Annotated in this window: 17 protein-coding genes and 1 pseudogene; 9 read left to right on the forward strand and 9 right to left on the reverse strand. The window is 73.7% G+C overall.

Annotated features, from left to right (window positions below; genetic code table 11):
- Positions 1-13 precede the first annotated feature (13 nt).
- Together ABD332_RS14980 and ABD332_RS14985 are read left to right on the forward strand one after the other, a co-directional pair.
- Positions 14-832, forward strand: coding sequence for a PHP domain-containing protein (locus ABD332_RS14980; RefSeq protein WP_344502481.1), 819 nt, complete (start codon positions 14-16; stop codon positions 830-832).
- A 9-nt stretch (positions 833-841) separates the two neighbouring features.
- Positions 842-1318, forward strand: coding sequence for a hypothetical protein (locus tag ABD332_RS14985; protein WP_344502482.1), 477 nt, complete (start codon positions 842-844; stop codon positions 1316-1318).
- A gap of 9 nt (positions 1319-1327) precedes the next feature.
- Here ABD332_RS14985 and ABD332_RS14990 read toward each other — a convergent pair whose 3' ends face one another.
- Genes ABD332_RS14990 through ABD332_RS15000 form a run of 3 tightly spaced genes read right to left on the reverse strand, consistent with a single transcriptional unit; the run spans position 1328 to position 3173 of the window.
- Complete coding sequence (locus ABD332_RS14990; RefSeq protein ID WP_344502483.1) at positions 1328-1915, reverse strand: hypothetical protein; 588 nt, start codon at positions 1913-1915, stop codon at positions 1328-1330.
- Positions 1916-1944: 29 nt separating this feature from the next.
- The gene (locus ABD332_RS14995) at positions 1945-2766 is read right to left on the reverse strand and encodes a hypothetical protein (RefSeq protein WP_344502484.1); all 822 of its coding nucleotides are present in this window, start codon (positions 2764-2766) and stop codon (positions 1945-1947) included.
- Positions 2754-3173, reverse strand: a complete 420-nt coding sequence (locus ABD332_RS15000) for a hypothetical protein (protein ID WP_344502485.1) — start codon at positions 3171-3173, stop codon at positions 2754-2756. Before ABD332_RS15000 ends, ABD332_RS14995 begins: the two co-directional genes overlap by 13 nt.
- Positions 3174-3428: 255 nt before the next feature.
- Between ABD332_RS15000 and ABD332_RS60070 the strand changes: the two are divergent.
- Both ABD332_RS60070 and ABD332_RS60075 read left to right on the forward strand, forming a co-directional pair.
- A pseudogene (locus ABD332_RS60070) lies at positions 3429-3491 on the forward strand (Scr1 family TA system antitoxin-like transcriptional regulator); the annotation flags it as partial.
- Complete coding sequence (locus tag ABD332_RS60075; protein WP_425552213.1) at positions 3491-3775, forward strand: Scr1 family TA system antitoxin-like transcriptional regulator; 285 nt, start codon at positions 3491-3493, stop codon at positions 3773-3775. The pseudogene ABD332_RS60070 and the gene ABD332_RS60075, both read left to right, overlap by 1 nt.
- Here ABD332_RS60075 and ABD332_RS15005 read toward each other — a convergent pair.
- The 3 genes from ABD332_RS15005 to ABD332_RS15015 form a co-directional block, all read right to left on the reverse strand.
- A complete protein-coding gene (locus tag ABD332_RS15005; protein ID WP_344502486.1) occupies positions 3757-4506 on the reverse strand; it encodes a hypothetical protein in 750 nt (249 codons plus the stop codon). The two genes, ABD332_RS60075 and ABD332_RS15005, sit on opposite strands and share 19 nt — an antisense overlap.
- 98 nt (positions 4507-4604) lie before the next feature.
- Positions 4605-5849: an ROK family protein gene (locus ABD332_RS15010; RefSeq protein ID WP_344502487.1), complete on the reverse strand. Its 1245-nt coding sequence runs from the start codon at positions 5847-5849 to the stop codon at positions 4605-4607.
- A gap of 31 nt (positions 5850-5880) precedes the next feature.
- Positions 5881-6924 carry an NHL repeat-containing protein gene (locus ABD332_RS15015; protein WP_344502488.1) on the reverse strand — a complete coding sequence of 348 codons (1044 nt, stop codon included), beginning with the start codon at positions 6922-6924 and terminating at the stop codon, positions 5881-5883.
- 167 nt (positions 6925-7091) lie between these two features.
- Between ABD332_RS15015 and ABD332_RS15020 the strand changes: the two genes are divergently transcribed.
- Positions 7092-7913 carry a LamG-like jellyroll fold domain-containing protein gene (locus ABD332_RS15020; protein WP_344502489.1) on the forward strand — a complete coding sequence of 274 codons (822 nt, stop codon included), beginning with the start codon at positions 7092-7094 and terminating at the stop codon, positions 7911-7913.
- A 16-nt stretch (positions 7914-7929) separates the two neighbouring features.
- Here the strand turns inward: ABD332_RS15020 and ABD332_RS15025 are convergent, their stop codons facing one another.
- Positions 7930-9357: an MFS transporter gene (locus tag ABD332_RS15025; protein ID WP_344502490.1), complete on the reverse strand. Its 1428-nt coding sequence runs from the start codon at positions 9355-9357 to the stop codon at positions 7930-7932.
- Positions 9358-9469: 112 nt separating this feature from the next.
- Between ABD332_RS15025 and ABD332_RS15030 the strand changes: the two genes are divergently transcribed.
- The 3 genes from ABD332_RS15030 to ABD332_RS15040 all read left to right on the forward strand — a co-directional run bounded on the left by ABD332_RS15030 (position 9470) and on the right by ABD332_RS15040 (position 11421).
- Entirely contained in the window at positions 9470-10030 is a 561-nt protein-coding gene (locus tag ABD332_RS15030; protein WP_344502491.1) for a TetR/AcrR family transcriptional regulator, read from the forward strand.
- A 65-nt stretch (positions 10031-10095) separates the two neighbouring features.
- On the forward strand, positions 10096-10881 hold the full coding sequence (locus ABD332_RS15035; protein WP_344502492.1) for an SMI1/KNR4 family protein: 786 nt from the start codon (positions 10096-10098) through the stop codon (positions 10879-10881).
- Positions 10882-10959: 78 nt separating this feature from the next.
- Positions 10960-11421, forward strand: a complete 462-nt coding sequence (locus ABD332_RS15040) for a hypothetical protein (RefSeq protein ID WP_344502493.1) — start codon at positions 10960-10962, stop codon at positions 11419-11421.
- Between the two features lie 40 nt (positions 11422-11461).
- Here ABD332_RS15040 and ABD332_RS15045 read toward each other — a convergent pair whose 3' ends face one another.
- Complete coding sequence (locus ABD332_RS15045) at positions 11462-12217, reverse strand: AraC family transcriptional regulator (protein ID WP_344502494.1); 756 nt, start codon at positions 12215-12217, stop codon at positions 11462-11464.
- A 54-nt stretch (positions 12218-12271) separates the two neighbouring features.
- Between ABD332_RS15045 and ABD332_RS15050 the strand changes: the two genes are divergently transcribed.
- Positions 12272-13468, forward strand: a complete 1197-nt coding sequence (locus ABD332_RS15050) for an MFS transporter (protein WP_344502495.1) — start codon at positions 12272-12274, stop codon at positions 13466-13468.
- A gap of 7 nt (positions 13469-13475) precedes the next feature.
- Here the strand turns inward: ABD332_RS15050 and ABD332_RS15055 are convergent, their stop codons facing one another.
- Positions 13476-13670, reverse strand: a complete 195-nt coding sequence (locus ABD332_RS15055; protein ID WP_344502497.1) for a hypothetical protein — start codon at positions 13668-13670, stop codon at positions 13476-13478.
- Between the last annotated feature and the right edge of the window lie 34 nt (positions 13671-13704).

Here is a 13704-nt window from a genome sequence, read left to right on the forward strand (position 1 = left end):
CACGATCACCGGCATGCTCCCCGCGGACCTGCACACGCACACCGAGTTCTCCTGGGACACCGCGACCGGCGACATGGAGGGCTCCTGCGCGCGGGCCGTGGAGCTCGGGCTGCCGGCGATCGCGTTCACCGAGCACACCGACTTCGTCGTCTGGGACGTCGACGCCGTCCCGGGCCGCCGGTTCTCGCACATGGCCGACGACAGGAACCTCGCCCCGCCGCCGCTGGACGTGCCCGGCTACCTGGCGGCGATCGACCGGTGCCGGTCGAAGTTCCCGACGTTGAAGATCATCACCGGGGTCGAGCTGGGCGAGCCGCACTGGTTCCCGGCACAGGCGTCCTCGCTGCTGGCCTCGGCGCCGTTCGAGCGGGTCATCGGGTCGCTGCACTCGCTGCGGGTGGACGGCCGGTTCCGCCTCGTCGAGGACGAGTACCCGCTGCGGGGCGTCGCGGACGTGCTGCGCGACTACTTCACCGAGGCGATCCTCATGATCGAGACGGGCCCGCCGTTCTCGGCCCTGACCCACCTCGACTACCCGGTCCGCTACCTGCCGGCCGGCACCACGTTCACCATCGCGGACTTCGAGGAGGAGATCCGGGCGGTGCTGCGCGCCCTCGCCGGCACCGGCCGCGCCCTGGAGGTCAACACCCGCCGCGGCCCCGAGCCCGAGTTCGTCGCCTGGTGGCGCGACTGCGGCGGGCGCGCCGTGTGCTTCGGCAGCGACGCGCACCGGCCCGACCTGGTCGCGACCGGCTTCGCCGAGGCGGCCGCGATGGTGGAGGCCGCCGGCTTCCGGCCGGGCCGCCATCCGTACGACCACTGGCTGCTCTAGGGTTTCGGGATGGGTTGGAACACGTCGGCGCTGTTCGTGCGGGGCGCCTCGGCGGCGGACGCCGTCGGGCTGCTCGCGTCCCCAGCGGTCGCGGAAGGCGCCCCGGTCCCCGCCGACGAGGCCACGAGCGGGCTCGCCGACGGGGTGCTGTTCGCCGCGGAGACGGGCGGCTGGGCGCAGGTGTGGGACCCGTCGATGGCGCTCGCCCCGGCCTGCGACCCGCCCGGCGACGCGCTGAGCGTCATCTTCTCCAGCGTCGCCAGCACCTACGCGTTCACGCTCTCCAGCGGCGGTGAGGTCGTGCGGCAGCTCGTCCACGCCGACGGGGAGGCGGTCGTCGACGTGGGCGCGCCGCTGCCCGTGGAGGCGACCGTGGAGATCCCGTCCTGGGGGCCCGACGAGGACTTCCTGTGGGCCGTCATCGAGGCCGTGACCGGCACCGGCTACCCGGCGTCGCTGGAGTTCCAGCCGTACCGGCACGGCTGAGGCCTTTCTTCAGTCCGCCGGCCAGCTGTACTCGAACGACAGCGAGAACGTCCGGTCGATCCAGTCGCCGCTCGTCTCCCCCGGCGCCGGCCCCGGGCGGCTGCACGCCTCGCTCAGCCGCCGGCGGACCTCGGCGAGCTCGGCGGAGCGGTCGTGCGCGGCGGTGCGCACCCCGCCGTCGAAGCGCAGCTCGGCGACCCGTTCGTACCCGTACGCCGGCCGGAACCCCATGTGGAGAAACCCGATACCGGCGATCCCGGCGCCGACCAGCAGCCGCCCGGTGAACGCGACCGGGGCGTCGACGTCCGAATAGGACCACCGGCCGCGCAGCCCCTTCGGATACGCCGAATGCCCCGGCAGGACCCCGAACAGCGGCACCGGCGGCGCTGTCGCGGGCGCGCCGAGCTCGGCGTCCTGGAGCAGCAGGCGGCCGGCGTCCACCCGGTACCGGCACACGAACCCGCGCCAGCACGCCGTGCTCATCGCGGTGACCTCGATGCCGTGGCCGGCCGGGTCGAACAGCCCCGCACCGTCGACCGCGGTCACGGCGTGCCACTCGCCGTCGTGCAGCACCTCGTCAGGCAGCTGTCCCGTCACGCCGCGAGTCTCGCACCCCCGGGACGCGGTCAGGGGGCGCAGACCGCGTAGGCGGTCGCGGACCAGACGCCGGCGTAGCCGTCCTCGTCCTCGGTCGCGGTGATGCGGACCCCGCTGACCTTGTCGTCCTCCTTGACCGCGACGATGCGCACCTGACCGCCGCCGCCGGTGATCTCGCCGCCGACGCCGTGGACCCGCCCGGCCCCCTGGCACGACGCGACGACCGTCTTCGTGGCCGCCGAGTCGACGGCGGTCGTGGCGGACCTGCGGGTCTGCCCGGCGTGCGGCGTGCCGCAGATCGCCTGCGCGGTGACCGCCCACGGGCCGGCGAACCCGTCGTCGTCCTCCGACCCGGCGACGGTCACGGAGCCGAGGTCCGGCGCGATGCGCAGCCGCTCCAGCATGACGTTGCCCAGCCCGCCGGAGACGCCGCCGCCGGCGGTGTAGACCTTCATGCCGGGCCGGCAGGTGGCGGTCGCGGACCGCTGCGCCGAGGAGCTCGCCACGACCTCCCAGTCGACCGGCGGCAGGTGGCAGGCCGAGCTGGTGGTGACCTGCCAGCCGCCGCTGAAGCCGGTGTCGTCCTCGGTCGCCACGACCGTCACCTCCCCGAACGGCGACAAGATCAGGTTGGTGCGGCCGACCTGGGCCCCGCCGTCCTTGACCTCGGCGCTCACCGCGAGCGGGTATTCGTCCGGGCTGTCGCAGCCGCCCGGCTGCGCCTTGTTCAGGCTGTTGGTGTCGGACGTGCGGGCGAAGTGCGACGGCGTGTCCGCGTGCGCCGGCCCGGCGACGAGGGTCACCGCCGCCGCAACCGCGACCGCTGTCCAGGCCGCCTTCACTTCGCGCACACCGCCTGCCCCGCCAGGGTCCAGCTGCCGCCGTAGCCGTTGCCGTCCTCGGTCGCGGTGACCAGCATCGCCGGCCCCTGATCGGTGGCCGCCATGATGGTGGTCAGCCGGGCCTGCCCACCCCCACCGGTGATCGCCGCGCCCATGCCCTGCAGGTGCTTGCCCTCCGGGCACCGCACGCCGAGCGCCTTCATCGTGCTGGAGCTGGCGGGGACGGTCGCGGTGACCAGCTCGAGCCCGCTCAGCGTCGCGGTGCACACCGCTCTGGCGACGACCCGCCAGCCGCCGCCGAAGCCGTCCTCGTCCTCCACCGCCGTGACGCTGACAGCCTTCAGATCCGCGGTGATCCTCAGGTCGTCGAGCCCCACCTGGGCCTTCCCGCCGACGATCACGGCACCGCCGCTCATCACCCGGCTGCTGCCCGGACAGGTCGCCGTCGCCGCCTGTGTACTGCTGGAGCTCAGCGCCGACTGGCCGGTGACGACCTTCCGGTCGACGGACGGATCTCGGGATCGACCGGGAAGCAGCCGGGAAGACAGCTGGGCGGGTCCGCGTCGAACATCAGCCGGATCGAGGTCGGCGACCTGGGCATCAAGAACCGCGACCTGGAGCGGCTGCTCGACTTTCCGCGGCAATCTAGGTCCGGAGTCGGCCGCGGAAGCATCCGGACCTACGAGCTGCGGTTCGTGCCGGGGCTGCTGCAGACGCCGGCGTACGCGAAGGAATTGCGCCGGCTGCGTTCCATCACGAGCCGGAGGAGGCCGAGCGGCGGCTGGCGCTGCGGATGCACCGGCGGCGGATGCTGTTCGCGCGGGGCACGCCGCTGCTGTGGACGGTCATCGACGAGGCCGCGCTACGCGGTGAGGGTGACCGATCCCGGCCGGCACCGGCAGCGGGCAGCGGGCGTCAGCCGGTGACGTCGCACAGTTGGGGCGGGCCGGCGCCCCCGCAGGTCCACGCAAAGGTGGGCACGTCCGATGCGCGGTCCGTTCAGGGGCGGGCCGGTTGAGTGGGCTGGGTGGACGGGGCTGGGCTGGGCAGGAAGTGCTGGGCGGCGGCGATCGCGGGGTACAGGAGGACGGCGAGCAGGAAGGTCAGCGGGGTCCAGCCGGCGAGGGCGTCGATGGTGAAGGTGGCGAGGACCAGGGCCGTGCCGAGGAGGGCGCCGCCGAGGGCGACGGTCGTGCCGCGGCGGCGGGGGCCGGGGCGGGGTGGGCCGGCGTGGCGGTCCAGGGCGGCGGCGAGGGCGGCGGCGCCGAGGAGGGCCGGGGTGGCGAGGAAGAGCGCGGCGAGGGGGCCGAGGAAGAGGTACAGCGCCAGGCCCAGGCCGGTCACGACAAACGTGAGGGCGAGGCCGAGCAGCAGGGCGAGCCACAGGTGCACGGCGCGGCTGCCGGACGGGGGTGGGGCGGGGACGGCGTCGCGGCGCAGCCAGGTCGCGGCGAGGAGGGCGGCGCCCGCCAGGACCAGCGCCGCCGACACGGCGAGGAGGACCGTTGAGGTGAGGGTCGTGGTCGAGGAGAGGTATTCGAAGGTCTGGCCGTCGTCGCGGACGCACGTGACGCGGGGCGGGAAGGAGCGCTCGACGGCCGTGAACGTGCGGCTCTCGTCGAAGCGGTAGTGGCACGAGCGCGCCGGGTCGAACTTGGACGGGCCGATGGCCCAGAGCGTGAGCGTGGTGCCGAGTCCGAGCAGGGCGCCCGTGCCGGTGAGCGCCCATCCGCCTGCCAGTGCCTTCATGCGGGACATGATGGCAAGGGGGCGCGAGGCGAACTGCATCGATCTTCGCAGGTCGCGACGCGAATTTCGGCAAACGGCGGTCAGAAGTGCGACACAGGTCAGGGGCGGGACGCGCGGCGCAGCAGCTCGGCCATCGGCAGGGTGGCCGCGCCGAACGCGACGGCGTCGGGGCCGAGCTCGCACAGCTCGATCGACACCTGGCCGAACGGGTGCTCCAGGGCCTGCTCCCCCGCCGCCGCGCGGATCTGCGGCAGGAAGCGGGCGCCGAGGGCGAGGCCGGCCCAGCCGCCGAGGACGACGCGCTCGGGGTTGAACAGGTTGACCAGGTTGCCGATGCCGGCGCCGAGCATGCCGGCGGTCTCGGCGAGGATGCCCTCGGCCTCGGGCGTGCCGGCCGCGATGAGGGCGGCGACGTCGGCGAGCTCGTCGGCGCTGCGGACCAGGCCGGGGTTGACCTGCTGGTACCGGTCGAGGATGCCCTCGGCGCCGACATAGGCCTCCAGGCAGCCGCGGGCGCCGCACCGGCACTGCCGGCCGCGGTAGACGACCGTGGTGTGGCCCCACTCGCCGGCGCTGCTGCTCGCGCCGCGGTAGAGGGTGCCGTTGGTGATGACGGCGGCGCCGACGCCGGAGCCGACGAGGACGATGACGGCGTTGGCGGCGCCGCGGCCCGCGCCGAACCACATCTCGGCCTGGCCGAGGGACTTCGCGCCGTTCTCGAAGAAGAGCGGGGCGGTGACGCCGCCGTCGCGCAGCAGCCCGTCGAGGGACGTGCCGCGCCAGCCGATGGTCGGGGCGTGCACCCGCACGGGGTCGGACTGCTCGACGGTGCCGGGCACGCCGATGCCGACGCCGATGACGTCGGCCGGGTCGGTGTCGCCGAGGACCTCGCGGATGCCGGCGAGCAGCTGCCCGGCGACGGCCTCCGGGGCGGGCCGCGACGACGGCAGCGGCTCGTCGACGGCCGCGAGGCGGGTCATGGACAGGTCGAACAGCTCGACCTTGACGCCGGTCTCGCCGACGTCGGCGCCGACGAGCCGGCCGAAGTCGGGGTTGACGCGCAGCAGCACGCGCGGGCGGCCGCCGTCGGACTCGATCTGGCCGGCCTCGACGATGAGGTGCTCCTGGAGCAGCTCGCCGGTGACGCTGCTGGCGGTCGCGGCGCTCAGGCCGGTGATGCGGCTCAGGTCGTGGCGGCTGAGCGGCCCCCGGAAGAACAGCTCCGAGAGCAGCGTTGACCGGTTGCGCCGGCGCATGTCACGGGTCGTGGCCCGCTCGACCTCGATGCGCACCACCGCCGCGTGCCCCTCCCCCGACTGCTGTTTGTCGGTGAATCGTGTCATGTGAGCGCTCCCGCGTCGACACCGTGGGTGCTCATCGTCGCCTGGCGCGTCGTGCTACGGCCGCGACCAGCATCAACGCGACCACCGTGAAGGCGCCCAGCAGCAGCGGGGCGCGGGTGGACCGCTTCGAGTCGGGCGCCGTCCGGGCCTGCGCCTGGGCCTGGGCCTGGGCGGGCAGGGGCGGTGCGGCGCTGCTCGGCGGGGCCAGTTTCAGGCCGCTCGGGTACCGCAGGATCACGGCCGGACCGTCCTGGTCGGAGACGGTCAGCAGGCTCGCGCCGTCGGCGGTGTAGGCGATCGCCTCCCCCTGCGGCTCGTCGGGCAGCGCGGTCACGGTGGCCTTGCCGGAGGTGATCGCCGCGGCGACGTCGCCGCCCTTGACCTCGAACTCGTAGGCGTCGGCGTAGGTGCGCACCACCGCCTTGGTGCCGTCGGCGGACACGGCGGCGCCGGTGACCCAGGCGATGCCGAGGAACCCCAACGGGTTGGACGTGCCGGTGCGCCGCGGCTCGAACGCGCCGACCTTGGTGAGCCTCGCGCCCTCGGTGTTGTCGGTCGGCAGCGGCGTGTCGAGGCGGAACACCTCACCGTTGGGGTCCTTGGTGACGATCACCGGCCGGCCCTGCCCGTCGATGAGCAGCGCCTCGGCGTCGCGGGGCACCCCGTCCGGATACACCAGGCGGTGGATCTTCAGCTGCTTCGAGCCGGCGGCCATGGTCCACAGCGCGATCGTGCTGCGGCGGTTGCCGGAGCCGCCGGTCAAGGGGCTGTTGTCGCCGATGTCGGCGATCCACAGCGTGCCCTTCCGGTCGACGGCGAGGTCCTCAGGGTCCCGGGCGGTCGTGGGGTACTGGACGTCGCCGGTCACCCTGCACGCCTTGTCGAGCATGAAGACGCGGGTCTTGGCGGGGTCGGGGTTGCTGTCGTTCTCCACGAGGTAGCCCGTGGGGGTGACGGCGAGCCCGGACACCTCGGTCACGGCTGGGTCGGTGATCCGGCACATCTCGACGGGTGCCGCCGGCGCCCTCGCCGGCACGGCGGCGTGACCGGCGGAGGGCATCAGCACGATCAGCACAGCAACCACCGCCGCCCACCGCATGGTTCGAGTTTCCCAGAACCTTGACGATCATGTCCGGACATCCGGTTTGGGTGACCCTGCGTCAACCGTTCGGTTACGGAATGCGGCCGACACGTTGGGGGAAATGCTCGGAGGTTACGGCGTCAATATGACACATTTCGGGCATGAACACATGGGGGAACACGTATGGCGGACGGATGAGCGCCATCCGGCCGGCGGTGCTGGCGGCCGCGGCACTCTGCGCGCTCGGCGGCGCCGGCCCCGCGTCCGCCGCCCCGAGCCGGCCCGCACCCGAGCCGGCCGCCGCCACAGCCGAGACAGCCGCACCGGTCATCGTCGCCCGGTACACCTTCGACACCGCGAGCAAGAGAGCCGGTGGCGCCGTCGTCGAGGACGACTCCGGGCACGGGCACACGCTCACCTCGTCGGCCGGGCACGGCGGCAAGGTCCGGCTCGCCGAGCTGCCCGGAAAGATCACCACCGGCCTGGCGGCAGACTTCCCGACCCGGTGCGCCGGCAAGAAGTGCCCGCACGCGGTGCTGCAGACGCCCGACTCGCCGGAGCTGAACCCCGGCACCGGCCCGATCCGCTACGGCGCGACCGTGCGCCTGCCGAAGAAGGAGACCGGCTCCGGGCAGAACATCGTGCAGAAGGGCTACTCGGCCTCCGGCACCCAGTACAAGCTGCAGATCGACGGCGCGGCGGGCCGGCCGAGCTGCGTCTTCGCCGACGCGGCCGGGCCCGCGATCCACGTGGCCCTGTCGGACGTGTCGGTGTCCGACGGCGCCTGGCACCGCCTGGAGTGCCGCCGCGACGGCACCTCCCTCACCCTGCTCGTCGACGACGTGGTCCACGGCACGGCCACTCTGCCGGCGACACTGTCGGTCGTCAACACCGTGCCGCTCAGCATCGGCGGCAAAGGCAACGGCAAGGACAACGACCAGTTCCACGGCATGCTCGACGACGTCTGGATCGCCCGCGGCTGAGCGGTTCCCGGGTCCCTCAGGCCTTCCGGGCCCGAGGGACCACGGTCGCGATCACCGCGGCGGTGGCGAGCATCGCGGTCAGCACGGCGAAGGCGTACGTGTAGCCCGACTCCAGCGGCAGGCCCGCGGGCGTCGTGTGGGCCGTGATCACGGCGCTGGCCACGGCCGCGCCGAGCGAGCCGCCGATGGTGCGGATGTTGGCGTTCATGCCGCTGGCCACGGCCGTCTGCCCGGCGGGGACGGTCGCCACGATGAGGTTGACCATCGCCGTGAACGTCAGCCCGAGCCCCACCCCGAACACGCCCGTCGCGACGGCGACCTGCCAGTACGCGTCGTGGAACAGCGTCAGCCCCGCGCACGACACCGCCGCGGTCGCGGTGCCGATCAGCAGCTGGACCTTCGTCGGCACGTACGCGGTCAGCGGGCCGCTCGCAGACCCGGCCACGGCCATCGTGACCAGCATCGGCAGCATGGCGAGACCGGCGCCGGTGACCGTGGTGCCGAACCCGTAGCCGGTCGACCGCGGCGTCTGCAGGAACTGGGGCAGGAACGCGTAGGTCGCGAACATCCCGGCGCCGAACAGCAATGACACCAGGTTCGTCGTCCACACCGCGGGCAGCCGCATCATCTGCATGTCGATCAGCGGCTCCGCCGAGCGCAGCTCCACCAGTACCCATGCGGCGGCGAGGACGAGGGCGAGCAGCAGCAGCCCGACGACCCGCGCGGACGTCCACCCCCACACCGGGGCCTTGCTCAGCGGCAGGATCAGGGCGACCAGCCACGCGGACAGCAGCACCCCGGCCGGCCAGTTGATCCGGCCCCGGCCCTGACCCGGGTCGCCGACCGGCGACTCGCGGACGAACCGCAGCGTCAGCAGCGCGGTGCCCGCCACGACGACGGCGGGGATCCAGAACAGCGCCCGCCAGTCCAGCGCGCCGACGACCGGGCCGGCGAGGACCACGCCGAGGCCGCCGCCGACGGCGATCACCGCGGACAGCCCGCCGATCGCGGACGGGACCCGGGCCGGCGGCAGCTCGTCGCGGAGGATGCCGAACGAGATCGGGAACACCGCCCCGCCGAGGCCCTGCACGACCCGCCCGATGATCAGGACGCCGACGTTGGGCGCCGCGGCGGCGATCAGGCACCCGACCGCGATGGCGGCGAGCGCGACGAGGAGGGTGCGGCGTTTGCCGTACATGTCGCCGATGCGCCCCATGATCGGCGTCGCCACGGCGGCGGACAGCAGCCACGCGGTGAGCACCCAGGTGACCGTGCCCTGGCTGGTGTGCAGGTCGTGCTGGATCTTCGGCAGCACCGGCGTGACCAGCGACTGCAACAGGGAGAACGACGCGGCCGCGGTGGCGAGCGCGACGAAGAGGAACCGGCTCGCCCGCGGCTGGACGGTGGCGAGCGACGGCGGGCTGAGGGTGAGTGCGCGTGTCATCGGATCTTTCCCCCGGACGCGGTACAGTAGTGGAGGTACACCTCCACATTAGCGGAGGGGTGCCTCCGCTTCCACCTGGTTCCACTATTTCGTTGCGTGCTGGAGATCACCCATGTCGGCCGAGTCCCCTGTCGCCGTCCGGCGCCCGCAGCGCGCCGACGCCCGGCGCAACTTCGACGCGCTCCTCGCCGCGGCCCGTGACGCGTTCGCCGAGCACGGCACCGACGCGTCCCTGGAGGACGTCGCCCGGCGCGCCGGCGTCGGGATCGGGACGCTGTACCGCAACTTCCCCACCCGCCAGGACCTCTTCGAGACCGTCTACCTCGGCGAGATCGAGCAGCTGTGCCAGACCGCCGAGGACGTCGCCGGCCTCCCGCCGTGGGACGCCCTGGAGTCCTGGTTGCGCAGGTTCGTGTCGTACGCGGCGACGAAGCGCGCCATCTACGAGGCGCTCAACCGCGACTCGGCGATGTTCCGCAGCTGCCGCGAGGAGATCTACCGCGTCGGCGAGCCCCTGATGACCCACGCCCAGTCCGCCGGCGCCGTCCGCCCCGACGTCACCTTCGACGACACCGTCCGCATGCTCAGCGGCCTCACCTCGGCCGGCTTCCGCGACGACGCCCAGCGCGACCGGGTGCTGCAGATCGCCCTGGACGGCCTGCGCCCCCGCTGACCGGCGCGGAGATGGACCTCGGGGCTCAACCCACGGGTGGAGACGCGGCCGCTAGGGTCGACCCCGTGACCGACATCGAGGCGCGCCTCGCCAGGATCCGGCGGCTGTTCGCCCGCCTGCACGACCTCGGCTGGACCGAGGCCGCACCCGCCCCGCTGGACCCGTCCACAGTGGAGGGTTTCGAGTCCCGGCACGGGATCCGCCTGCCGGAGAACTACCGCCGCTACCTGCTCGAGTTCGGCGACGCCGACACGGGGCTGCTGGCCCTGGCCGCGTACGGCACGCCACTGTCCAAGCAGGACGAGGCCGAGGACTACTTCCGGTGCAACACGGAGCCGTTCCCGCTGGACCGCGCCTGGGCCGGCACGCCGGATCAGCTGGAGGAGTACCAGGAGGAGATGGGCGAGGACGCGGACCATCTGGACCCGGACGACTTCTACGACATCGACGGCGACCCCCGCGACGGGATGCTGCACCTCGGCGGCACCCGCAGCCAGCTGTACGCGTGGCTGGTCCTCAACGGCCCGTTCGCGGGCACGGTCTGGGTCGACAGCACCGGCTATGCGCCGGACGGCTGGCTCGCCCCGGCGGTGGACATGCTGCAGGAGTTCGTCCCCGAGCAATGGTGGGAGCCGCTGCGCGACGAGCCGTGGTTCCCGGCCGCCGAGGAGCCCGTCGGCGGCCCGGACTTCCTCGACCTGACCGGCGACTGCCTGGCCCGCGTCGTGCTGCGCGCCGAGCTGCGCCGGGCGGTGCCCGCCGACCGCGTCCGCCCCGTCGACGAGCAGCTCACCGGCCTCAGGTACGGCTACCAGTACGACTTCCGGAAGCTCATGCGCATCGACGCCTGACATCCGCCGACTGTCCAATGTAGATGTCCGCTAGCCGACAACCACGCGGCCCTCGGAGACGACAGGATTCCGCGTGTGATGACACGAGCGTTGCTCCCGATCGCCGTCGCGGCGATCGCCCTCGCCGGCTGCTCCTCCGAGGACCCGGCCGACACCACCGCGGCACCCGCATCCACCAGCACCGCTCCGGCCGCCGGCACGTCCAGCGCGGCGGCACCGTCCAGCGCGGCACCGGCCGCATCCGGCTCGGCGGCGACCGGCGGGGGCTGCCCCGTCGACGCGGCCACGCTGCAGAAGGCGTTCCAGGCCAACGCCGAGGTCGCCGGGGCGATCATCCTCGGCAAGGGCTTCAAGGACATCAGCTGCTACCAGGGGTACGCGACGGCCCTGACGCAGCCGGAGGCGATGGACACGGCCGTCGTCGTGTTCAAGTACGACGGCACGAACAAGGTCTGGAAGGCGCTCATCGGCGGCACCGACAACGTCTGCCAGGACACGGTGCCGGCGTCGATCCGCCCGAAGCTCAAGCACTGCACCTGATTCCATTCCGGGACGCGCAGGGCAACGGGCCGGCCGCGCCTCAGCCGGCCCGTTCGCGGGCCGCATAGACGCCCGGGGTCTGGCCGGTCGCGCGGCGGAACGTGTCGACGAAGCTGCTCGGCGTCGCGAACCCGCACCGGTGCGCGACCGCCGTGACCGGCAGCCCACCCGCGAGGAGGATCATCGCGCGGTACACGCGGACGTTGGTGCGCCACTGCGGATACGTCATCCCGAACTCGGCGCGGAACAGCCTTGCCAGGGTCCGCTCGCTCGCGCCGGCCTCCCGGGCCAGCGAGGCCAGGGTCCGCGGCTCGTCGAGGCGGTCCGCGGCGGCCGCGCACGCGGCGGCGAGCCTCCCGTCGCGGGCGGTGGGCAGCGCGACCGGCTCCTGCGGCGCGCGGTGCAGCCGGTCCCGGATCACCGCCCTCAGCCGCGTCTCCTCATCGGCCGGCAGGTCCGCGTCGGTACAGGCGACGAGCAGCTCTCGAAGGAGCGGGCCGACCGCGACGACGGTCGGCGCGCCGGCCGGCAGCGGCGGGTCGTCCTCGTCGGCGAACCCGACGGTGTGGAACACGCTCGCGCCGTGGAACCGGTGCTCGTGCCAGCAGCCGGCGGGAATCCACACGGCCCGGTCCGCCGCCGCGACCCACCCGCCGGCCTCCGTCTGCACGGCGATGACCCCGCGGCTCACGTACACCAGCTGATGCTGGTCGTGGCGGTGCCGGTCGATGTGGAAGCCGGAGCCGTGCTCGGTGGCTTTCGTCGGCGCGACCGGCATGTGGCGGATGTTCGACATCGATCGGCAGAATACCGGAAGCCCGCACCGTACACCCGCTGCGATCTTGAACGGGTGACTGTTGCAACTGCGATCGCCTCCCCGTGGCGGCGCATGCGGGTGTGGGCGGCGGCGCACGCCGTCGACGACTTCTACCAGGGGCTCGTGCCCGCCGCGGTGCCGTACTTCGTCCTCGACCGCCACTACGGCTACGTCGCCGCCGCGGGGCTCGCCATGGCCGCCGCGCTCGGCAGCTCCCTGCCGCAGCTCGTCTTCGGCGTGCTCGCCGACCGGCGCCGCCTGCCGTGGATGTCGCCGGTGGGGGTGGCCCTGGCCGGCACCGGCGCGGGCCTCGCCGGGGTGGCGCCGTCGTACCCCATGGTCTGGACCCTCCTGCTGCTGTCCGGCCTCGGCGTGGCGATGTTCCACCCGGCGGCGGGGCGCGACGCGCGGCTCGCGGCGGGGTCGAGCGCGACCGCGATGAGCTACTTCGCCGCGGGCGGCAGCGTCGGCTTCTTCGTCGCCCCCGCCCTGGCGACCCCGGCGCTGGACGCGTGGGGCGTCGGCGCCACCGCCCTGTTCATCCCGCCGGCCGTGCTCATGGGCTTCGTCCTGCTCCGCCACCAGCGCCGCACCACGGGCGCCGTCGCCGCGCGGGCCACCGCCGAGGGGCGGGACCGGCCCGCGCAGTTCGCCGTCCTCGCGTCGGTGGAGATCGTCCGCTCGGCGGTGTCGTTCGGCGTCAACACGTTCGTCGCCCTCTACTGGATCGACACCCTCGGCGCCTCCCCCACCCTCGGCGGCACCGCCCTCGCCCTGCAGCTCGGCGGCGGCGTCCTGGGCACCCTCGCCGGCGGCCGGATCGCCGACCGGATCGGCCTCGTGCGCACCGTTCGCCTGGGGAACCTGCTGCTCGGCCCGGCGATCGCGGTCATGCTCCTGTGCCCGTCGCCCTACCTGGCGCTGCCGCTGGTGCTGCTGGTCGGCCTGGTCACGAACATCCCGTTCGCCGTGCTGGTCAAGCTGGGCCAGGACTACCTGCCGACCCGCCCCGGCACCGCGGCCGGCGTCACCCTGGGCCTGGCCGTCAGCGCCGGCGGCCTGGCGATGCCGCTGCTCGGCCTCATCGCCGACCACCACGGTCCCCGCGGCGCCTTCATCGCCCTCGCCGTCGTGCCCGTGCTGGCGGCCGCCCTGTCCGCCGCACTGCGCGAACCCGTTCCCGCGCCGGAACTGCGCCCGGCGGCGGTCTTGCAGGAGCCGCGCGTCTGACGGCCCGTCAGGCGACGCCGCCGATGACGGTGCGACCCTCGTCGGCGGCAGCGCGGTAGAACGCGGCGATCGCGTGGGAGACGAGCGTGACCGCCTGGCCCGGCCTCCACCAGCCTTCCTCCGCCAGCCCGTCGGCGATCGCCGCGGCCTCCGGTGCCGTCACCACGAACCCGTTGCCGTTGCCGAAGTCGAAGCCGACCACGGCACCGGTGCCGTCGAGCCGGGAGAATGGCGGT

The organism is Dactylosporangium maewongense (genome assembly GCF_039531485.1).
Classification (GTDB): Bacteria; Actinomycetota; Actinomycetes; order Mycobacteriales; family Micromonosporaceae; genus Dactylosporangium; species Dactylosporangium maewongense.